Raw genomic sequence first — 20,642 nt, forward strand, 5'->3', positions numbered from 1 at the left:
AAGCGAGATAATAGATATTGTTCATGTGAAACAATGATAAAACAATGGTCTATTTATTGGCTTAATTTATAGGTGATAAAATAAACTGTTTAAACAATAATAAGTTTACGCAGGGTTAGCTATTTAAAGGCATCAATAGGTAAGGTTAAATAGTGTAAGCCATTATCTGCGGCTTTTGGAAAATGCCCTGCCCGAATATTAACTTGAACAGACGGTAAAATTAGCTTTGGCATAGCCAGTGTTTTATCTCGTTTGTTCCTAAAAGCAACATACTCTTGAACAGATACTTCACTATTAATATGAATATTTTGAGATTTTTGTTCAGCAACACTACTTTGCCAAACATACTCATCTCTACCGTCTGCTTTATAATCATGCCCCATGTAAATAATTGTATTTTCCGGTAGTGCGAATATCTTTTGAATTGAATTATATAAAGTCTCCGCGTCACCACCAGGGAAATCACAACGAGCAGTACCATAATCAGGCATGAATAAGGTGTCGCCAACAAAAGCGTTATTATCAATAATAAAACTTAAACAAGCTGGTGTGTGGCCAGGCGTGTGTAATATCTCAATATTAAAACGCCCTAATTTTAGCACATCACCTTCACTCAATAGTTGATCAAACTGTCGTCCGTCTGTTACAAATTCATCTTCAAAGTCAAAAATAGGTTTAAATATTTTTTGAACATCGATAATATGTTTACCAATCGCTATTTTGCTACCCAATGCGTTTTGTAAATAAGGTGCAGCCGTTAAATGGTCTGCATGAGCATGAGTTTCCAATATCCAAAGACACTGCCATTGCCTAGCGTTGATGTAAGTAATAATATCATCGGCTAATTTTGTCGATGTAGCACCAGATGCCATTTCAAATCCTAGAACAGAATCAATAATTACACACTCATTTGCAGCACTATCGGCGATTACATAGGTTGCTGTGTTAGTTACTTCATCAAAAAAACACTTTATCGCTAAATCAGTCATTTAAACCTCTGTTGAGTTGTATAGTTACCAATTAGCGTGCAAGCCAATAATGGGCATATTCAACTGGCGGTATTTATATATATTTTAGCGTTATGGTCGTACTTTATTTAAAATAATATCGAACTAATCTTTAGCTATTACTATAAAATACAGCAAGTTAATTAATTGTTATTTAATGGGCTCGAATTTGTTAGAAACCTAATTAAAAAATATCAGTAAATCAATTAATACATTAGCATACCATACATTAGGTTTTTCTAATATTAAGTGATTCATTATATATAATGCTAAATTAAACCAACAAGGAGGAGTAAATACCAAAGTGAATGGGTATAATTACTCGTATTTCATCATCGGTTACAGTGGCATTATGTTGCAAAAGGCACTTATATCTTGAACAAAAATCACGTAAAAATTATAGCAGCTACTGTATTCGCCCTCTTCGCTTTTGCCGCTAATTCAGTGTTGTGTAGATTAGCGTTAGGTGAAAATGCAATTGATGCTGCAAGCTTTACCTCTGTACGGCTGCTTTCGGGCATCATTATACTGTTAGCGTTATTAAGCTTGACTAACAAAGTAAATAAGCCAAAAACGAAGAGTAAATCTACTGGCAGTTGGTTAGCAGCAAGTATGCTATTTATTTATGCATTGGCTTTTTCATTTGGTTATATTTCACTAGATACTGGCACCGGTGCATTAATTTTATTTGGCGCTGTTCAAATAACCATGATTTTAACCAATGTTATTTCAGGCAATAAACTATATTTAACTGAATGGTTTGGCTTAACTATTGCTTTTAGTGGCTTTGTATATTTAATTATTCCTAGTTTGACCACACCATCACTCACCGGCTTTATAATGATGAGTATTTCAGGAATTGCTTGGGCACTTTATACCTTGCTAGGTAGAAAATCTAAAGACCCACTGGGCGACACAACTTATAACTTTGTACGTACCTGCCCTTTTGTTATTGCCTTAATAATATTTGGCTTTAATGGCGGGCATATAACATCAATGGGGTTTATTCTCGCTGTATTGTCTGGCGCAATTGCTTCTGGCATTGGATATTTTGTTTGGTATATCGCACTTGCCGGGCTGTCAGTTACTCAAGCTGCAGTTCTTCAATTATTTGTCCCTATCATTGCGGCTATCGGTGGCGTAGTTTTTACCAGTGAATTAATTACTCTTCGTCTGGTTGAATCATCAGCCCTAGTACTTGGCGGGATTTTAACGGTAATATTAGGGCGATACTATTTTGTGCAATTAGCGGCTAAAAAAGCTGTGTAGCTATTAATGAGCGCTACTTTTAAGGTCTTGCTAAGTGCAAGATAAATAACTGTAAAGGAAGGATATAGCGAAAAGTTAGTATTATTATAATTTTATTAGATACCAGAAGTTAAATCGATGTAAATACTCAACACCATAACTAAGGTATTGAGTTGTCTCAGCTCATACTTAGCTTTTTATTTCTTGCAAATGATTATATAAATGCATCAGATGTGCTTTTTCATATTCATCTTTTGTTAGCTCACCATATGCAAAGTGCGGAGCAAGAGTTCCCTGATAACGTTCAAACTCAATCAATGACTTTTTCAAGCGATTTAGCGCTATTATTGAATCGACACTTTTATTAAGTGTTGGGGCACTTGGAATTGGTTCATTTAACCCGTGTGTCATCTTTCCTTTAGATGAAAAAATTGAAATGCTAATTTACCAACTGTATTCTTAAAAAAAGTCGATTTATGTTCCGGAAATTGAGACATTGAAAACTCTATACTTTGTGCGCAATGTGTAAATATTTGATATGGGTTCCATTCTCCCAAATTTAGTAAGTTTTCATTAGATAATTCATCCAATTTTTTTAAAGCAAAGTCGACAGTAAGACTCTCTTTGCTGCTCTCTTCGATGAGCAAAAATGTCCCAGCACCTATCCCTATAATACCAGCCCCACTTGCCAGTGAAGCTTTTACAAACTGCCTACGTTTCATACCATTTCCTTAATAAGCTAAAGTCGCAATTAACGGTTAATTATAGTTGGCTAAAATGTTTAACGCAGTGTAAAAGGCCAACGGTATTTTCCGGTTGAATTTTTTGTTAGTTTTTCTTAACGCCTTTAAATACATTTAGAGCTACGTATGTAGTCACCAGCCGAAACTATATCATCCGGTAATCGAAATAATACTTCCATATACACCGAAGCGAACTACTTGCTATTGTCAGTGCTTTTTTATTTGCTCGCTTATATGCAAATTACGCTGAAGTTTCCATATTTTTATTGGGTACAACATTACTTTTTAACCTTAAAACAATTATGTAAACAATATTGAGTGGAGGCGCGATACATAATAAAACACCTATTAATGTAGCTATTTTTGGTGAGGTAGTTTTACGCTTACCTAAGTAATAACTTAAACCGCCAACGATAAACATAGAATATAAAACTAGTTCACCAAAAAGTGTTGCATTGATATTCATGTGCATAAATCCTTTTTGTATATTACGCCCTAAAAATAGGCTAATTAATGGTTAGGTATATTAGCGAAGCGATGGTCAATTATAATTTTTCTTGCTTAAGCAATTTTTTAGGCCTGTGGCAGACTTAAAAAATAACTAAAGAAACCACTACCTTTTTTATAACCCAAAGACTCATACAAAGCTTGAGCATTTACATTATCTTCTGCTGTTTCAAGTGCTATACCTTTAGCATTAGTGCTCAATGCAAAATTTTTGGCTGCTTGCATTAATTTTTTCCCTACGCCTAATCGTCTTGCTGACTCAGAAACATATAGATCATTTAAAACCCAGCTACGCTTGGCTGAAACAGAAGAAAAATTTGGATAAAGCTGGGTAAAACCTAAGTAAGCACCTGTATTATCTATTGCATAAAATATAACTGATTCATTATTATTGATTCTTTCGGATATAAACTCTTTTGCTAGTTCTAAATTACTATCTTGATCATAAAAAACACGATATGAATTAAACAATATACTAACTTCATTTATATTTTCAATTCTTGCTCGATTTACAACAATATTCATTTTTACTCCTGAATGCCTAACGCCGTTTTATACAGGGGAGGATCATTGTCCGTTTGATCACCTTGTTATAGTAAATTTAGATAACTGCTTTAACTGTTATCTAAAATACTTTTAATTTCAGCCCTTAAACGGATTAAAGAATCCAAGTGGTTACTTGTGGACTTTTTACACATTTCTTCAGCCTGCCTAGATTGAGAAAATTTAACAATATTTAATGCCATATCTATTTTTTCAATTAAAGCAAAAGCATCATCTGGTATTGGATTAATCCATTGTAATGAAGATGATAAATCCTCGGTTCCATTTTTAGATAATGACTTGATTAGTTCATCAGAATGCATAAGTTACCTTTACTTATAACGCCTCATTAAGAGGCAAAAAATTGTTGGTTAAGTTCCACTACCACTCAGAACTCTGTTTTAATATTTCTGTAATCAATTTCGCAACTTCCCATCGAGGAGTATTACTTGAATTAGTAAGTAATATCATTGCATTTTTACTATGTGGATAAGTAAGAACTAGCGATTTATATCCTCTAATACTACCTGGGTGCCTAGCGACATTACCATCTTTACTTTTATATACTTGCCAACCCAATGCCATGTATATTTCGCCCCAAGAAGTTTTTATTTGAGGCGCTAACATTTCTTTATATGTTCTCTCTTTTAAAAGAGAGCTGTCATTAGCAAGTGTTAATTTTAGCCACTGACTTAAATCATGCACATTTGAAACTAATCCTTCACTTGGGTTAAATGAGAGATCATAAGGTCGTTTATCAACTTCATCAATTAACTTTCCTTCGTGTGTTGGCCTTGCTTCAGCGAAATATGCATTAATACCATCGAAATAGTTACTTTTTTTCATGGAAGCAGGCTTTAATATATTGTCATATATGAACTTTTCATACTTCTTTCCTGAAACAGCACTTATAACTGCACCCAATATATTAAAATTTGTATCACTATATTCAAAACTCTTATTTTCAATATTATTCGATATGGAATTATTCACTAGGTCGAGATAAGAATAAACAGATCTTTTTTCTTCAAAATTTACTGGTTTAATAATGTCACTTACCCCTGAAGAATGAGTAAGTAGCTGCTTAATAGTAATATTACTATTTTTAAAGCTTGGTAAATATTGGCCGACTTTTTCATTAAGTCCTAGTTTTTCATCCTCAACTAGTTGCATTACTGCTTGTGCGGTAAATAGCTTAGAAATTGAAGCTATGCGAAATAAAGACTCATCAGTTGTTGGCTGTGTTTGCATTTCATCCAGAAAACCAAAACCTTTAATATAAGTGACTTCACCTGAGCTAATAATGGCTACAGCCATAGATGGAATATCATTTTTTATCCGTATTTGTTCTAGAGTAACAGTTAGCTCATCATGGGAGTTCTCTTTACTAGCAAGTACGTTAGAAGAAAGAGTTAAGAGCATTGTTATAATTAATTTATACACATTACTGCCTTACGGAATTTAACGCCCAAATAAGAGGCTGATTAATTTTCTTGTTATGTTTAATACTTATTAGGCATGAAAAATACAATTTTATTATTTGTTATTTTCATTTTTCCATTCATATCTTGATCGTGCCAAGACCCGTGTCCGAGTTGTAAAGATGCTATCTCTTCTGAGCTAACTGTCATGGTAGATTGAGCTGAACCAACTTGTTTTCGCATTGTTGCTTGAACTGCATCAACTGGAGCTATTAAAGGATATTCAAGTAATTCCACCTCTACTTCATCACCTATAGTCCTAATTTGCCAAAAATCATTTTCAGTAATCCAAAGTTGATATGTGTTTGGTTTTAGATTTTCAGGGGGCGTAAAAACTGTAGCAATGGAGAAAATTCCACCACCTGAAGATACTTCCATTTTAGGCCGGGTGTCATTATAAAGTTTAAAGTCTCTTACTGAGTTTTCAATAGAAACAACTCGCTCTTCTTGTTCAATCACTTCTGCTTTTTGGGCATTAGAGAATTCAGGGACTCTATCAGAAGAACCATTCACACCGGGAAAAATGATTTGTAAGCCAAAGTACAATATAGCTAAAAGAGCAATCGCAAATCCGCTACCAAATATAAGTCCATTTAAAAACCTTTTGAACACACCACTCTCCGAATTTAAACGTAACGCTCAAATAATGAGCTAAAAATAGTGGGCTAACATGGAGCGAAACTAACAACCCGCTGTGTTTAGTCCTGTTAATTTGCTTGTTATACGGCGTTTACATCACAAGTTCGAACAAGGGACTTGAACCCACCGTACGCCATTCGCTGAGCATTAAAACCTGAATCAGATATATCAACTAAATCCACCATCCTTGGATCTGCCGCGACTTTCTGGTTTACCAGATTGCGTGTTTCACGAGAATCAAATACTACCCATCCGAACACTATGGTTTCATTCTCGGATGCAGCTATGACATCGGTGAATGAGCGTGTACCTTCAAGTTTCATATCGTCACCAACATATTCGTAGTAGTCTATTGCACCATGTTCCTTCCATATTTTTGCAACCACTTCAGCAAGTTGCTTGTATTCGTTTAGGCGGTCACGTGCAATGGGAAAGATGAATCCATCAATGTAATTTGCCATAATATCCTCGATAGTATTAACTTAGTAGAATTTAGTTGGCTAAAATATTCGAGGAACGAAGCGCAGCCAACTGTTGCGTGTGATCTTCCCCCGTTTAAACGACTGGTTAGTTTTTCGTTGGCGCGACAGTTCTAGTTTCACCAACTTTCATTATCCACAATTCTTTGTCGGAAAATCCACTATCACGTCCCGCCTTCTTAAAGCGTATCGGAGGTTCAAACAATGGCTCATCAGATAAACTACTAATTGTACCCCAGTGAGAAGAAATCAATGTCTTTGCCCGAACATCTATACCTATGGAGACAGCTTCCTCAGGAGTGATATGAGACATCCACAATAACTCCCTTGGTTCATATGCTCCAATAGGTAAAATAGCAAAGTCAAAGGAGTCATATTTATCACCAATATAATTGAATATAGTTTTTGAGTAACCTGTATCGCCAATAAAAAGAATACGTTTTTGGAAGCTTTCAATAACCCAAGAAGCCCATAGCGTTTCATTATGATCTGAGGTGCTTCGTGCAGAATCATGAACATTAGGTTCCGCTGTAATGTCAATTCCTTCAACAGATACTGACTGCCCCCAATCTAATTCTGTCACCTTGCTATACCCTCGCTCGGTAAAAAAAGACTTGAGCCCTAAAGGAACAACCACATTAATCTCATTTTTGTTTTTTAATTCCCTAACCGTTTTATCATCTAAGTGGTCATAATGATTATGTGAAACAATCACTATATCAATAGAAGGTAATTTATTTATAGGTATGGGTAAATTTACAACTCTTCTTGGGCCTGCCCATGAAATAGGGCTGGCGCGTTTTGACAAAAAGGGATCTGTCAGAATTGTCACTCCGGAGGTTGTAATCAAAAAGCTTGCATGCCCCAACCAAGTAACACGATCGCTGGAAATTGAGTTTAAAAGTTGAAGAGACTCTAACTCAGTTAGTTCATGTCCATCAGGAACATCAGGAACAAACAACGAACCCCATGCTCTTCGCATATAGAAAAAGATCCCTTTAGGTGCGGCAGTTTCCACAAATGGGTGGTTCTGATATCCCTTATTCGTATGATGTTGTGGCTTATTATCCGATGATATTTTCTTCGAGTATTCTGACGAGTCTGATGAGCATACAACTAATATAGCTAATACTAGAGTTATACAGATAAAAAATTTTATGTTGCTCATCATTTATCCCTAAAACTAACGCTCGTTAATTGCTTGTTATGCAGAAAGAAACGCAATTTCTACTTTACACTTATTTCTAATAGTTCACTCATCATTTGCCTGCCAAAATCGACAAACTCACCTCCACCACTTGAAGTTAGCATAACTACTCCGACATTATATTCTGGAGAAAATAAATACTCACAGCCATAACCATCTAAATCGCCACCATGAAACAATACTGTTTCAGAAAACAGAGGGAACTCATTGCGTGCTTCAAACATTCCAAGGCCATAACTTAGTCCTAGGTATATTTCTCCACCCTGAGTAAATTCTGTGTCATATTTTATTTGAGTTGAAATAAGCGGTGAAGTCACTCCGTTTTTACTGAATAACGAATATGCCTTCAGTTGTAACACCATAAGGCGAGCTAGATCATCAATACTTGAGTAAACACCCCCATGTGGCGCTAATAATCCCATATCCCACGGTTGAGTCACAACTTGACGATCGTCTTTTCTGTAAGGTAAAGCCATTTGAGTGTGCTTTTGGCTTTCAGATAAATTTACCAAAGTATTTGAAAGGCTATATTTATCAGTAATATAATATTTAACTAATTCAGCATAACTTGTATTTGTCACCTTGCTCAACACATATCCAAGTACAGCATAATTTAAATTTGAATATTCCCATTTTTCATTAACGGTAAAGCTTAATTTAATGGTTTTTAGCGCACTCAATAGCATTTTCTCATCATAACCACCTAAAAATGCATCACCATCGATCCTAGTGACGTTTTTAGGATAATTAGGCAAACCAGAACGATGTGTCATTAGGTGTTCAATTGTTAATGATTTAAGTTTTTCCATAGAGTCTTTTGAGAAAACATCGGGTAAAAGATCAATGACACGATCGGTAAGCTTCAGTTTCCCCTCATTTATTAGCTCTAAAGATATAATACTAGTTAATACTTTCGACTGAGAACCAATTTGAAATAACGTCTTGGAATTTATTGCTTGCTTGGTTTTTCTGTCTCTTACACCTACCCCTGAAATAAATACCACTTTTCCTTGTTGAATTATGCCAACTGCCAATGCAGGAACATCTTCTTTAGCCATAAATTCTTTAATTTGTTGTTCAATTTTAAGCTTATCCACCAGAGTAACCTCAGCGAATACCGATGGAATAAGAAATAAAGACAGGAAAGCTATTTTTTTTATCATAATTTATCTCGTTTTAATAACATGCGACTATTGCCAAGTCATAATTTTCTGCATAACGCCCCAATAAGGGGCTGAGTAATAGTTGGCTAAAATGTTCGAGGAACGAAGCGCAGCCAAGTGTCCCGCTTGATTGACTTGTTATGTGCTAGATAGGCACCATACTGCGAATTCATTACCGCTAGGCTCAATAAAGTGAAAACGACTACCACCAGGAAATGAGAAAATTGAAGTAGATATTTTACCACCACACGATTCAACAGTTGATTGAGCTTGCTCTAAATCTTCCGTTAGCAATACAAGCAAAGCAGCACCCTTTGAAGCTAATGACGTTAAATCAGACTTGTAGAAGCCACCGTCCAAGCCCACATCAGTAAAAGAAGTATATTCGTCACCGTAATCGGTGAAAACCCAACCAAATGCATCTTCGAAGAATTTCTTTGTAGCTAAAATATCTTTAGCAGGTAACTCTACATAATTTAATTTTAAATTCTTCGGCATAACCTAAATCCTTTTGGCGCATAACGATTTGGGTAAGACGCGCGTTGCTTTTTCGCGTCGCTCTTGACCCGCTTGTTATGTTGCTACGCAAACCTGTTTTTAATAATCACTTCATCTAGCTCTAATTGGCCCGGTCGAGGCCACGGCTCCTTTGTTCCCTTGCCAATTGCAACAAACATTGCAATCACATGATCATCAGGAAGGTGAATAAGTTCTGCTACTTTTTCGAAATCAAAACCATCCATTGGGCATGAGTCATATCCCATCGATTTTGCGGTAAGCATTAATGTTTGTGCGGATATACCACAAGATCTCATTGCCTCATCTCTCTGAACCTGATCTTTGCCTCGATAGTAATCATCGATAGCTGGGAGCATAAATTCCTGAACCTCTTTTGGGGCATTAATCCAGTATCGATCAGGCTGCTTTTCCCATGACTTCAGGTCAGCACATAAAACAATGAATAACGACGCATCTGTCACCTGTGCTTGATCCCATGACACCTCCCTAATTTGTGTTCTTAACTCCTGGTCAGTTACCACAACATAGCGCCAATTTTGAATATTGAACGCAGTAGGAGAAAGCACTGCCAAAGACAGAAACTCATTTACTTCTTCTTCGGTCATACTGTGGCTTGCATCAAAATGTTTAACCGCTCGACGTGAACGTATTGCATCTGTTGTCTTCATGCTATTTCTCCGATTTATTTAAAAACATATCCCCTGCTATGGGGTAATTTATTGTTGGCTAAAATATTGAACGAAGAGAAACAGCCAACTGTAAATTTTCTCTTTTGAGCGCCTTGTTATATGCTAACACTCACTGAAACAGCAACAGTAATTCCAAGAAGCTGAGATAAAATTAATTTTAAACAATAAACTGCTAAAACTTTACGTTTGTAAAACCAAAAATATAAGCCAAAGAGCAAGTTGATAAATAACAACAGCAACGCTATTACACCATAGCTTAAAGCGCCAACAGAGCCTATAACAGAATCAAGTTCGGAGTATTTAGTTTGAGAAATAAATTCGATGAATGAATGTAATATAGGGATAGTAAAAGCTTCTAATGCAAAAAACAAAAATACAAAACCAATGATTATATATTGGACAATTTTATTTAGCACGATGCCTCCTTGGCTTATAACGCCTTACTAAGCGGCGCGAAATAGTTGGCTAAAATTGCGAGGAACGAGCGCTAGCTAACTGTTTCGCGTTCGTTTGAGTAACTTGTTATATGCAAATTACCTAAATAAACCAAGCACTTCTTCACCGTTAAAGCTAACACTTAGTTTATTACAGCTTTTAGATGCTATTTTGACGTTAACAAATGAATCTTCCGCGGCACTATACATTTTTGCATTCCAAGTGTTTTCTGTTGAACCTTGAGTAACGCTTTTTAAAGCCACTAGTCCGATCGATTCTGAATTGTTTTCATGTGAGTGAACCGATATTTCGGCTTTATTTAAATCTATAAAAAGTTTAGCTGGCTTAGCTGAGTGATTCCAAACGCCAGAAATATCACACTCATTACTTTTAGCCGCGGTTGAAAAAAGAGTAACTAAAAGAATAGAGCTTAAAACTATCAGCTTGTACATGAGTATCCTTTGTATGTAACGCCTCGTTAAGAGGCAAATAATTGTTGGTTAAAATAAGCGACGCAGGAGCAAAAAACAACTGTACTTTGTCCTTGTTTAACAGCTTGTTAGCTACTCTTACCTTTTATCCAACGCTTAACAGGAATGACCCACTCAGGTATTGGTCTATAAAAAGCACCATGCTCTTTACCTGTGGAAATAGAAATTTCTTCGAATGATTTAAGGTTAACACTTCTATCTTGGAGCTTTTTACATGTACTAGCACCGTCAGTTGTTTCGTAAACGGACAAAAAAGCACCATTAATTTTAATGTCAGAATATTTATTTGTAACAATACGTCCACATCCAGCTAAAAGAACTGTATTAACGGGAGTTTCTTCCAAATAATGAGAGGTTAAACTAGTAATAAAAGCTCCACGAGAAAAACCTATAATGGTTATATGATTAGCATCTACTCCACTCTTTATTAACTCTCTAACATTGTTAGCTAAAGCTACAGCATGCTTAAAGGGATCTGTACCTTCGGAACGGTGATATGCGATCAAATTATATTCGCTGTCAGACAATGATTCTTTTATCGCAGGAAACTCATAAACTCCCCACCTTTCATTTTTTGGAGTAGGATTCGTGCCTTCGACAATAAATCCATGCGAATAAAATACATATTTTTCATTCGCATTAATTTGATCAGGAAATTTATCGTAAATATCTCCGCCAAAAGATATTGACGAAAAAAGTATACTTATTAATACTGAAAATTTGATATTGACTCTCCTGAGTAGCTAACGCCCCAATAAGAGGCGGATAATAGTTTGTTAAAATAGTGAAGCGAAGCGAAACGGAGTAAACTGTTAGCCGTCCTGCTTGATTGCCTCGCTAGCTTCTACTCTGCTGTATAGTTAACTAATTCTTCTAGATACAAAAAATCATTTTGTATCTGGGTTAGCTTAATAAATGTTTTTAATCTAGGTGCATATAAATGGATATCTTCTGTATCAGCACTGTAACCATTGGAGTTCGTTATTTTACCTTTGTATTTAATGGTATAAGCCATAAAAGTTCCTGCTTGTACTGTTTCTTCTTTAAATGACAGAACCTCAGCATCTTGGATGGTTGAACCCTCTGTACCATCTTCACTTTTCCAGTTTTGCTCAAATGTCCATTTTTTGCCTACTTGCAAGGGCCAACTATACCGAGGTGTTTTGCTCTCTACGGGTTTAACAATATCTGCTAATGGAATGGTTTTATGTTGAGTTACCATTTTTAGAACGCCATTTTGGCTGATTATTTGTTTAGTATCTTTTCCTTCTGAACGTATTTCACCTGCCGTTGTTACGCCTTTATATTTCCAAATCCATTTCTCACCATCTTTATAGTCTGCCAGAGCTGGCTGTTGTGAGAAATCAGTTTCAGCTAACGCACCTGTGGTCAATAGAGTGCCCAAAATTACAAATGCAATTCCTTTTTTCATTTTTTATTCCTTAAGTTAATTGAATACTACAGTTTGATTTTAAAGCTAACGCCCTAATAACAGGCAAAAAATTGTTTGCTAAAATGTTAAGGAACGAAAACAGCAAACTGTTTTTTGTCCTTGTTTATTAGCTTGTTAGTTGCCAATTACTCTAAATTTTCGATTGCTAAAATTACATTGTCATCCTATTCTCTAACCCATACATTGGAACCTTTCTTGAAAAGAACGACTCTTTCCATTAAATCCCCAGAAAATGAACAACTTGTACTGGATTGGTAAATTTTATCTGCAACCCCTTTTAGCGATCGCTCTGTAATTAATCTAACACTTTTTTGAACTGGTATAGAAATGCGAAATTCAATTAATTCGCTTTCTTCGTTATCATTTAGCAAACCAGCCTCTGCTTCTGAGGCAAAGATACCTGTTACATAAGCAATTGCAACAACGTCAGCTTCAGCTACTTCCTTTTCAAAATCAAAAGGCGCTGGTCTGCATGCCAATGCAGGGAAACAAATGATGAAGAGTAAAAATGTTAGAATCGAACGCATAATCTTCCTTGGCAACTAACGCCCTGTTAAGGGGCAAATTGTAGTTGGCTAAAATGTGAAGCGAAGCGGAACCAGCCAACTGTTAAAAGTCCTGCTTGAATGTCTTATAGTTCGACCAAGCCACCTAATTTACTAAAGTAACTTACTATTAGATTAGGTGGAACATGCTTCTGTTGGTTACGAATATTGAACGGCAAACATCCAATGTTTCTAACAAGACGTTCGAACCAACAGAGCAACTCATTTCAAAACGCATACTCAGGGATTGCCTACCACGACTATCTATAAGACCTGCGAGAAATGAGATTTAAGCACATTCCACTTGTAACTTTACGCGCAGGAGCTGCAAAATGAAAGCATATAACATTGATAATTTCGCTGCCTTAATCGGCATTGATTGGGCAGATAAAAAACATGATATCTGTGAACACCCTAACCACACCGATAAATACCACTACTCCATTATTAAGTGTAAACCCGAAGCGCTACATGAATGGGCAATGAGCCTTAAAAAGCGTTACCCAAATCAACAAATCGCTGTGGCCTGTGAACTTAAAAAAGGACCTATTATTTATGCACTAGCCAAATATAATCATATTACCTTATTCACCATTAATCCCTCTACAGTCGCTAAATATCGTAAGGCTTTTACCCCAAGTGGTGCGAAAGACGACCCTACTGATGCCTTGATACAAGTAGAAATCCTCACCCTACACATGGCTAAACTCACCGCTATTGAACCCGAAACACCCGCGATGCGCTCACTCACACAGTTGGTTGAATATCGACGGAACTTGGTGCAAGACAGCGTAGATTTATCCAATAAAATAACAGCTACACTAAAGAATTACTACCCACAAGCACTTGAATGGTTTAAAGAAAAAGACACCTTTATCTTCTGTGACTTCATCAGTAAATGGTCATCTCTTGCCAAAGTTAAAAGAGTAAAAAAACAAACGCTATTAGATTTTTTTAACAGTCATAACTCACATTACGCCCATGTGAATGACGCGCGTATTTTAAGTATCAAAAGTGCGATGCCATTAACCGAAGACGTCGGCGTAATAGAGCCAAACAAGCTATTAGTGGAAGTGCTTATCGCACAATTCAGAGTCTTGCTAAAGGGAATTGAGTCGTTAGATATAGCGATAAAAGATGCCTATAAAGTGCAAGATGATAAAGTTATTTTTGATAGTTTCCCTGGTGCAGGTCCACAACTTGCGCCACGATTATTAGTGGCATTGGGCAGTAATAGAGATCGTTATGATGATGCGTCTGAGCTACAGAAATATGCGGGTATTGCGCCTGTAATTGAACGTAGCGGTAAGAAAATGTGGACACATTGGCGGTACAGTTGTCCTACTTTTTTAAGGCAAACGTTTGTTGAATGGGCTGGTTTTTCGATACGCTATTCATTCTGGGCAAAGGCTTATTATGAGCAACAAAAAAGTAAAGGTAAACCACATAACAGCATAATAAGATCGCTTGCTTTCAAGTGGATAAGAATAATATTTAGGTGCTGGAAAACAAGTACGCCCTACGATGAATCAAAATACTTGGAAGCATTAAAACGAAGAGGCTCACCACTGTTAAAATTTGCAATAAATAGCTAAATTTTACTAGTTGTCCACCTCAGGGCGTGTTGTTATATGCAATTAATCACTGCCGCCTCCACCATCACTACCACCGGAACCTGCAGAGTCATAAGTGCCTAAACTTGAAGCACCACCACCAAGCTCTTTATTTCGCTTGTAACTGACATCATGACTTTTATTAACACGCCAAGTAACAATCGCTCCAATTATAGGAATTAGCCATACAAATATTATTTGTGAAACTTTTTGGAACGATTCTAAATCATCTCGTTTGAATAAAAATATTGAAACAGAAATATTTATAATTAACAACGTAGCAAATATTGCGTACCAGAATTTAAGCTCCATCTTATATCCTTTGCATATAACGCCCTGTTAACAGGCAAAAAATAGTTGGTTAAAATTAGCGACGAAGGAGCAAAAACCAACTGTTTTTTGTCCTTGTTTAACAGCTTGTTAGCTATTTATTGACCACCAAACTTTCTCTAGCTATGGGGTCTCCATGCAGGATAATCGTTTCTATACGGTTCCACGATTCTATAGAGTCTAAAGGATTAGTTTTAAGCAGCAGAAGGTTAGCAACTTTACCAACTTCTACAGTGCCATAATCTTTATCAATTCTGAATTGTTTAGCATTATTAATGGTTGCCGCCGCCAGTACTTCTTCCAGCGATAGCCCTGCGGTAACCATAGCTTTCATTTCTTGGTAGGTTGTCAGTCCAGGTTGATTGGCAAAACTAGGGCTTCCAGGGAAGTCCGAAGCCAATAAAATAGGATGGTTAGAACTTCTTAGATATTGAATGACTTTTTTACCTTTTCCTATTCGCCCATATAAAAATGCATCTGAGATTGATTGATCAGGCATTCCATCAAAGCCAATTCGAAGCTCTTCTTTGAACCATTGCGCTTCAGTGGTTTTATACCAATCAATAAGTGACTTGGGTGTAATAGATGAAAATTCAGGAGAATTAGCAATAGTAGGGAGCAATACTTCACCTAAGCCAGCAATCACTCTTTGTGTTGGCATATAACCTACTTCGTCATTGATCATTTTATCCAGAGTGTTAGATATTTCTTTAGGTATATTTTGTTCGCGATTATATTGCCCCCAATTCCACATACCATGAGCGATAACATCAACACCTGCGGCAAGTGCTAATTGCTGCATATCTAATGCATTAGCATGAGCGACTATAAGCAAATTAGACTTTTCAGCAGATAATTTAATTCGTTTTAGAGTGTTAGTTGAAAGTGTTGCCCATTGGTTAGCATTACCATAACCGTCTTCAAAATAAAGCTTTATACACGAAGCACCTGAATGGGCAATTTTACCAATTAACCTTTCTACTGAATTTTCTGCGGTTGCTTCTGCACTTTCATCAATTAAATAAGTAAACATTGATCTTGATAGGTCGTCTGTTTTCTCTACATATGGAAAGGTATTTTTTGATGTTAATACTTCACAGCGAAAATAATCAGGACGATGAGGCGCCGAAGTAAAATAATTGAAACTAACTCCCGGATTCGGATCAAGTATTTGAGTTACCCCATAAAATAAAAAGCTTCTTGGTTGTTGTTCAAAATAAGCTTGTGCGAGTTTCGGATTTTTAATCGCCACTGGCTCAACACCAAACCCCATACCTGGGATTGACGATACGTGTGCATGGCTATCCATAAGACCTGGCGTTAAAAATTTACCTAAACCATTTATTTTAAGATCGTAGGATGTAATCTTTTTGTTAGTTATTTCGGTAATTCGACCATCACTTATTAATACATTCATCTGAATTTTTGGAGCTTGCAAGTGAGATGAAACGATAGTGACATTTTCTATTAGAACTTTGTTTTCCGCTAATGAAGCAAAAGAAAACAAAGAAATTGAGAGTAATAATACTTTAATCATGATACTTCCATGTGAGATTAATTAAATAGCTAACGCCCAATTAAGCGGCGCGAAATAGCTGGCTAAAATTGCGAGGAACGAAGCTAGCCAACTGTTTAGCGTCCGTCTTGAATTGCTTGTTATGTGTACGGATACCAAGCTTTCGATATTTGCTTCTTAAGCTTTTACCAAGTGACTTAAATCTTTATGAACATTTTCATCAGCCGCCAATGGAGCGTTTGATAAACAAACGTAAATATCCCCGCGTTCAGAATTTAGCTTCCAAGTAGAAAACTGATCCATATCTGTAACGGCGTGACGTTTAATGAGAGTTAACATTTGCGAGAACTCTTTTTCGCTTAACTTTTGATTAGTTTCCATAACCTTCCAGTGTGCTATTCACAGGTACACATAACGCCTAATTAACAGGCAAAAAATAGTTGGTTAAAATAAGCGACGAAGGAGCAAAAACCAACTGTTTTTTGTCCTTGTTTAATTTCTTGTTATGTAGCTAGTCTACAATAGTGATTTTTTCTTCTTTCAATCTTTCTACAACATCATCAATTTTCTCCAGAAAAACAGGAAAATAAATACTGTTAAGAAAACTACCACCGAATAACACTATACTTTCAAACCCACGGTCGTCTTGGTGATAAGCTTTACTGATTTGAGTGAAAGTTAAAACTTTTTTAAATCCAAAGTAGTTTCGTCCTGACACTTCTTTATCAGTTATTGTAATAGCTGAAATTTTAGAGAAAAGTGCAATGAATAAAGCGCCAAAAAGTCAAGCAGTAATAATTACTCCGACAATTATTGGAATATGGAACATTTCGATATGTTTAAATGCTTCTTCAAAGTTATAATCGCTTTTAACATATTCCAAGCCAGTTAAAGCTATAAATAAGCCACCAAGAATAGCAACAAGCTTAATAAATAGGTCTTTGAATAGTGACTTCCAATCTACCAGATAACGCATAATTCCCTTTAGCTACATAACGCCCTAATAACAGGCTAAAAATAGTGGGCTAAAATGGAGCGAAGCGAACAGCCCGCTGTTTTTAGTCCTTGTTGATTTGCTTGTTAGCTTTCTTTTATGAACTCAACAATAAATGTAACACCAGAAGGTATTAACTGAAAACTAGAAGAAATAATTTTGTAATCAATATATTCATTATGAAGCGCTATAAATTTTTTAGCTTCAACATCTAAATCCTTTTTAGCATATTCAGGCCCAGCGAAACCGCCGGTATATATTTTTAATGTATATTGATTTGGGGCCTGATTAGTTTGAACAGGAGTAAAAGAGTTGCCATAACTCGATGATGTGCAACCTGATGTCACTGTTGATAAAACAGCGATGCAAATTAATGCAGGAATATTCATTCGTGATTTCATAACCTATCCTTGATTGATATTCTATAGAAAGCTAACGCCTTACTAAGCGGCGAAAAATAGTTGGCTAAAATTGCGAGGAACGAGCGCTAGCCAACTGTTTAGCGTCCGTTTGAGTAACTTGTTATACGTTTATTACACTACAACATGTGCTTCTCTTGCACCTGCACCCAACGCTATTTCACGAAGTACTCGGTCTTCGACTTCCGATAAACCACCTTCAAGGAATTCATGAGGCTGAATGATAATTTTAGGTGCACGTTTAAAAAAGCCGATAGCACCGAATTCTTTAACTGCATTTTTGAGACAACTTTCTGCCACAAAAAACTTACCAATGAGTAGCCTTGTTGTTGTAAAAGGCTCTTTAGAGTGAAATGTCATGCTACGACCATCGGAAGTTAGCACCATTTTGTTTGAATATACATCGACTTTGATTTCCATATCACCTCAATCTTAAAAACGTATAACGCCCCACTAAGGGGCAAATAATAGTTGGCTAAAATGTGCGACGCAGGAGCAACAGCCAACTGTATTTTGTCCTTTTTTAACAGCTTGTTAAGTACCGTCTGCCACCGACATAACAACTTTACCATTTAGTAATACTGCTAACAAAACTGACGGTTCCCCTTTAAAAGGGTTGCCAATAACCTCAATTTGATAAAACCACTTATCACGGTACTTATAATGAGGGAAACGATTTAGTGAGATGTTGCCTAATGCGAATTCCTCTCTTTGAATTTTTTGGGTATACAAAGTCGTAGCTAAGTTAATAGCTTCTTTGATTGAAATAGGCACTACTTCTTTAGATGGATCAAATTTTGGCGTAGCTTCTAAATCAGTTAACTCTAATGCTAATTTTTGGACATAGGTAACACCGTCTGCAGTAGTGTGAGAACGTGATTCAATTTCAACTTCTTCACTCGAAGCATTAAAACTTAAAGTAAGTAATACAAATAGTGCATATATGCTTAATATTTTCATAAGGTACTTAACGCCCTAATAATGGGCAGAAAATTGTTGGCTAAAATGTTGAGGAACGAAAACAGCCAACTGTTTTTTGTCCTTATTAATTAGCTTGTTATGTTTTTGTGTGGTCAGTGACAGGTAGCTCTGACAGCAATTTTAAAAGTTGCTCTTTATCTAAAATGATCTCACAAAGCTTTCTATCTTTTTCATTAGCACCAAGCGTCATAATATCTAAATGCAAATATTCACAATTAGGATATTTGTCTGATGCTTTAGGAAACTTAACCCAGCGTTCTGATACCTCACAGCGTAATTCTCCATTACGTAAATCAACTCGTTTTTTACGCTCATATTTATTGGGGAAATTTACAATTTTATCATCCATTTTAAAACACCTAAGTTAGACAAATACTTTGAAAACATAACGCCCCAATAAGGGGCTAAAAATTGTTTGCTAAAATGTTGAGGAACGAAACAGTAAACTGTTTTTAGTCCCGCTTGATTGGCTTGTTATGTTTACTTATACTCTGTTTTATATAGATTTTCAGCTTGTATTTCCATTTCCATCGTAAGCTCAACAGAAACCCATGCACTTTTATACTGCCATGCATATGAGCCGATATCAGATGAATAAAGTAAAACTATATTTGAATTAGGAAACCAACCTGCCGACCATTTTTGATAATCAGACGCTTGAGTGTCAATGGTATAGATATTACTAGATTTAGTATCTGAGATATCAAAAAAGACTAACCCGTCAGTAACTCTGGGTTGCAACAAAAAAGCACCTTCGTACGAAGTAGATGCAGGGATTTGACCATCACACCCACTAATAATTAATACAATAATGATTAGAAATTTCCGCATACTATCCTTGTAAACATAACGCCACGTTAAGCGGCAAATAATAGCTGGCTAAAATGTGTGAGGCACGAACAACAGCCAGCTGTTATTTGTCCGTTTGAATGTCTTGTTATGTGCTAAAACTGATAACCAACTTGAAAGAAACCACCATAACTATTTTCAAAGTCAGCGTTGGTAGCATGAATTGACACACCGAAAGTTGTACCTGATTTATTTATGCCATTCATAAAGTATGTATAACTTACACCTGCGCCATAAATATTACTTTCATGGGTATAATACTCTGTGCCATCAGTAGTAGATGTGTAGCTAGCGTATTTTTCTTTACCAACTAAGGTTGCGTATATACCAATACCATGTTTATTAGAGTTAGCGCCAAATAAATCAGTTTTAATCCAACCTGCACCAAAACCACAAGAGGCTCCAGTTATAGAGCTATATTCAGTACAACCAGCAGAGATATATTTTAAGTCATTTTCTGAAACAAATGATAAATTTGCACCTATTCCACTATACATTGCCCCCATACCTAAACCGACAGAATAATTTTTATCTTGATCGTTTTCTTCAGCAAAACAGTTAAGAGATAAGAGAGGTAGGAGTAAAGCTAATTTTTTCAAGGTATATCCTTATAGTATTGATAATAATTACAAATGCCAAAAGTAGCATTAGCACATAACGCCTCAATAAGAGGAAATTTATAGCTGGCTAAAATGTTGAACGCAGTGATCTTACACCACTTTCGTAGACACATTTCAAAGTCCTAATTTCTCATATTTTTCAGGCGTTGTATAACCTAAACTTGAATGTAA

The 20,642-nt window shown here is 36.1% G+C and carries 29 protein-coding genes and 1 pseudogene; 2 read left to right on the forward strand and 28 right to left on the reverse strand.

Features of this window, described 5'->3' with window-relative positions; translation table 11 throughout:
• Positions 1–119: 119 nt before the first annotated feature.
• Positions 120–989, reverse strand: coding sequence for an MBL fold metallo-hydrolase (locus tag H4J38_RS09160; RefSeq protein WP_182131483.1), 870 nt, complete (start codon positions 987–989; stop codon positions 120–122).
• A 393-nt stretch (positions 990–1,382) separates the two neighbouring features.
• On the opposite strand from H4J38_RS09160, the gene H4J38_RS09165 reads away from it, so the two are divergent.
• Complete coding sequence (locus tag H4J38_RS09165) at positions 1,383–2,276, forward strand: DMT family transporter (protein ID WP_220465488.1); 894 nt, start codon at positions 1,383–1,385, stop codon at positions 2,274–2,276.
• Positions 2,277–2,444: 168 nt separating this feature from the next.
• Here the strand turns inward: H4J38_RS09165 and H4J38_RS17450 are convergent.
• From H4J38_RS17450 to H4J38_RS09245, 16 genes and pseudogenes are all read right to left on the reverse strand, one after another.
• Positions 2,445–2,977, reverse strand: a pseudogene (locus H4J38_RS17450) (DUF1569 domain-containing protein).
• A 262-nt stretch (positions 2,978–3,239) separates the two neighbouring features.
• Positions 3,240–3,464, reverse strand: coding sequence for a hypothetical protein (locus H4J38_RS09175; protein WP_182131484.1), 225 nt, complete (start codon positions 3,462–3,464; stop codon positions 3,240–3,242).
• Positions 3,465–3,571: 107 nt separating this feature from the next.
• A complete protein-coding gene (locus H4J38_RS09180; protein WP_182131485.1) occupies positions 3,572–4,030 on the reverse strand; it encodes an N-acetyltransferase in 459 nt (152 codons plus the stop codon).
• 89 nt (positions 4,031–4,119) lie between these two features.
• Positions 4,120–4,371, reverse strand: a complete 252-nt coding sequence (locus tag H4J38_RS09185) for a hypothetical protein (RefSeq protein WP_182131486.1) — start codon at positions 4,369–4,371, stop codon at positions 4,120–4,122.
• Positions 4,372–4,429: 58 nt separating this feature from the next.
• Entirely contained in the window at positions 4,430–5,491 is a 1,062-nt protein-coding gene (locus tag H4J38_RS09190; protein WP_182131487.1) for a serine hydrolase, read from the reverse strand.
• A 59-nt stretch (positions 5,492–5,550) separates the two neighbouring features.
• Entirely contained in the window at positions 5,551–6,141 is a 591-nt protein-coding gene (locus H4J38_RS09195) for a hypothetical protein (RefSeq protein ID WP_182131488.1), read from the reverse strand.
• 107 nt (positions 6,142–6,248) lie between these two features.
• The gene (locus H4J38_RS09200) at positions 6,249–6,629 is read right to left on the reverse strand and encodes a DUF1428 domain-containing protein (RefSeq protein ID WP_182131489.1); all 381 of its coding nucleotides are present in this window, start codon (positions 6,627–6,629) and stop codon (positions 6,249–6,251) included.
• Positions 6,630–6,735: 106 nt separating this feature from the next.
• On the reverse strand, positions 6,736–7,665 hold the full coding sequence (locus H4J38_RS09205) for an MBL fold metallo-hydrolase (protein ID WP_310733460.1): 930 nt from the start codon (positions 7,663–7,665) through the stop codon (positions 6,736–6,738).
• A gap of 209 nt (positions 7,666–7,874) precedes the next feature.
• Positions 7,875–9,017, reverse strand: coding sequence for a serine hydrolase (locus H4J38_RS09210; protein ID WP_182131491.1), 1,143 nt, complete (start codon positions 9,015–9,017; stop codon positions 7,875–7,877).
• A 138-nt stretch (positions 9,018–9,155) separates the two neighbouring features.
• On the reverse strand, positions 9,156–9,515 hold the full coding sequence (locus H4J38_RS09215; protein ID WP_182131492.1) for a VOC family protein: 360 nt from the start codon (positions 9,513–9,515) through the stop codon (positions 9,156–9,158).
• A gap of 83 nt (positions 9,516–9,598) precedes the next feature.
• Positions 9,599–10,204: a nitroreductase family protein gene (locus H4J38_RS09220; RefSeq protein WP_182131493.1), complete on the reverse strand. Its 606-nt coding sequence runs from the start codon at positions 10,202–10,204 to the stop codon at positions 9,599–9,601.
• A 116-nt stretch (positions 10,205–10,320) separates the two neighbouring features.
• Positions 10,321–10,641: a hypothetical protein gene (locus H4J38_RS09225; RefSeq protein WP_182131494.1), complete on the reverse strand. Its 321-nt coding sequence runs from the start codon at positions 10,639–10,641 to the stop codon at positions 10,321–10,323.
• 117 nt (positions 10,642–10,758) lie between these two features.
• Positions 10,759–11,112, reverse strand: a complete 354-nt coding sequence (locus H4J38_RS09230) for a hypothetical protein (RefSeq protein ID WP_182131495.1) — start codon at positions 11,110–11,112, stop codon at positions 10,759–10,761.
• A 107-nt stretch (positions 11,113–11,219) separates the two neighbouring features.
• The gene (locus H4J38_RS09235) at positions 11,220–11,678 is read right to left on the reverse strand and encodes a hypothetical protein (RefSeq protein ID WP_259365465.1); all 459 of its coding nucleotides are present in this window, start codon (positions 11,676–11,678) and stop codon (positions 11,220–11,222) included.
• Positions 11,679–11,995: 317 nt separating this feature from the next.
• Positions 11,996–12,583, reverse strand: a complete 588-nt coding sequence (locus H4J38_RS09240; protein ID WP_182131496.1) for a hypothetical protein — start codon at positions 12,581–12,583, stop codon at positions 11,996–11,998.
• A 185-nt stretch (positions 12,584–12,768) separates the two neighbouring features.
• Entirely contained in the window at positions 12,769–13,131 is a 363-nt protein-coding gene (locus H4J38_RS09245; RefSeq protein WP_182131497.1) for a hypothetical protein, read from the reverse strand.
• A 365-nt stretch (positions 13,132–13,496) separates the two neighbouring features.
• Between H4J38_RS09245 and H4J38_RS09250 the strand changes: the two genes are divergently transcribed.
• Entirely contained in the window at positions 13,497–14,744 is a 1,248-nt protein-coding gene (locus tag H4J38_RS09250) for an IS110 family transposase (RefSeq protein WP_182131527.1), read from the forward strand.
• 42 nt (positions 14,745–14,786) lie between these two features.
• On the opposite strand, the gene H4J38_RS09255 is transcribed toward H4J38_RS09250, so the two are convergent.
• The 11 genes from H4J38_RS09255 to H4J38_RS09305 all read right to left on the reverse strand — a co-directional run bounded on the left by H4J38_RS09255 (position 14,787) and on the right by H4J38_RS09305 (position 20,450).
• A complete protein-coding gene (locus H4J38_RS09255; protein WP_182131498.1) occupies positions 14,787–15,074 on the reverse strand; it encodes a hypothetical protein in 288 nt (95 codons plus the stop codon).
• A 112-nt stretch (positions 15,075–15,186) separates the two neighbouring features.
• On the reverse strand, positions 15,187–16,629 hold the full coding sequence (locus tag H4J38_RS09260) for an amidohydrolase family protein (protein WP_259365466.1): 1,443 nt from the start codon (positions 16,627–16,629) through the stop codon (positions 15,187–15,189).
• 156 nt (positions 16,630–16,785) lie between these two features.
• Positions 16,786–16,989 carry a hypothetical protein gene (locus tag H4J38_RS09265; protein WP_182131499.1) on the reverse strand — a complete coding sequence of 68 codons (204 nt, stop codon included), beginning with the start codon at positions 16,987–16,989 and terminating at the stop codon, positions 16,786–16,788.
• A 130-nt stretch (positions 16,990–17,119) separates the two neighbouring features.
• Positions 17,120–17,326 (reverse strand): hypothetical protein, encoded by a 207-nt coding sequence (locus H4J38_RS09270; RefSeq protein ID WP_182131500.1) that lies wholly within the window; start codon positions 17,324–17,326, stop codon positions 17,120–17,122.
• A gap of 66 nt (positions 17,327–17,392) precedes the next feature.
• Positions 17,393–17,584, reverse strand: coding sequence for a hypothetical protein (locus tag H4J38_RS09275; RefSeq protein WP_182131501.1), 192 nt, complete (start codon positions 17,582–17,584; stop codon positions 17,393–17,395).
• A gap of 104 nt (positions 17,585–17,688) precedes the next feature.
• On the reverse strand, positions 17,689–17,991 hold the full coding sequence (locus tag H4J38_RS09280; RefSeq protein ID WP_182131502.1) for a hypothetical protein: 303 nt from the start codon (positions 17,989–17,991) through the stop codon (positions 17,689–17,691).
• Positions 17,992–18,135: 144 nt separating this feature from the next.
• A complete protein-coding gene (locus H4J38_RS09285; RefSeq protein ID WP_182131503.1) occupies positions 18,136–18,381 on the reverse strand; it encodes a hypothetical protein in 246 nt (81 codons plus the stop codon).
• Between the two features lie 174 nt (positions 18,382–18,555).
• Positions 18,556–18,981, reverse strand: a complete 426-nt coding sequence (locus H4J38_RS09290) for a hypothetical protein (protein WP_182131504.1) — start codon at positions 18,979–18,981, stop codon at positions 18,556–18,558.
• Between the two features lie 97 nt (positions 18,982–19,078).
• A complete protein-coding gene (locus H4J38_RS09295; protein ID WP_182131505.1) occupies positions 19,079–19,351 on the reverse strand; it encodes a hypothetical protein in 273 nt (90 codons plus the stop codon).
• 131 nt (positions 19,352–19,482) lie between these two features.
• Positions 19,483–19,833, reverse strand: a complete 351-nt coding sequence (locus H4J38_RS09300) for a hypothetical protein (RefSeq protein WP_182131506.1) — start codon at positions 19,831–19,833, stop codon at positions 19,483–19,485.
• Positions 19,834–19,946: 113 nt separating this feature from the next.
• Positions 19,947–20,450, reverse strand: coding sequence for a hypothetical protein (locus H4J38_RS09305; protein WP_182131507.1), 504 nt, complete (start codon positions 20,448–20,450; stop codon positions 19,947–19,949).
• Positions 20,451–20,642: the final 192 nt, after the last annotated feature.

This window comes from Colwellia sp. BRX10-3, from assembly GCF_014077505.1.
Classification (GTDB): Bacteria; Pseudomonadota; Gammaproteobacteria; order Enterobacterales; family Alteromonadaceae; genus Cognaticolwellia.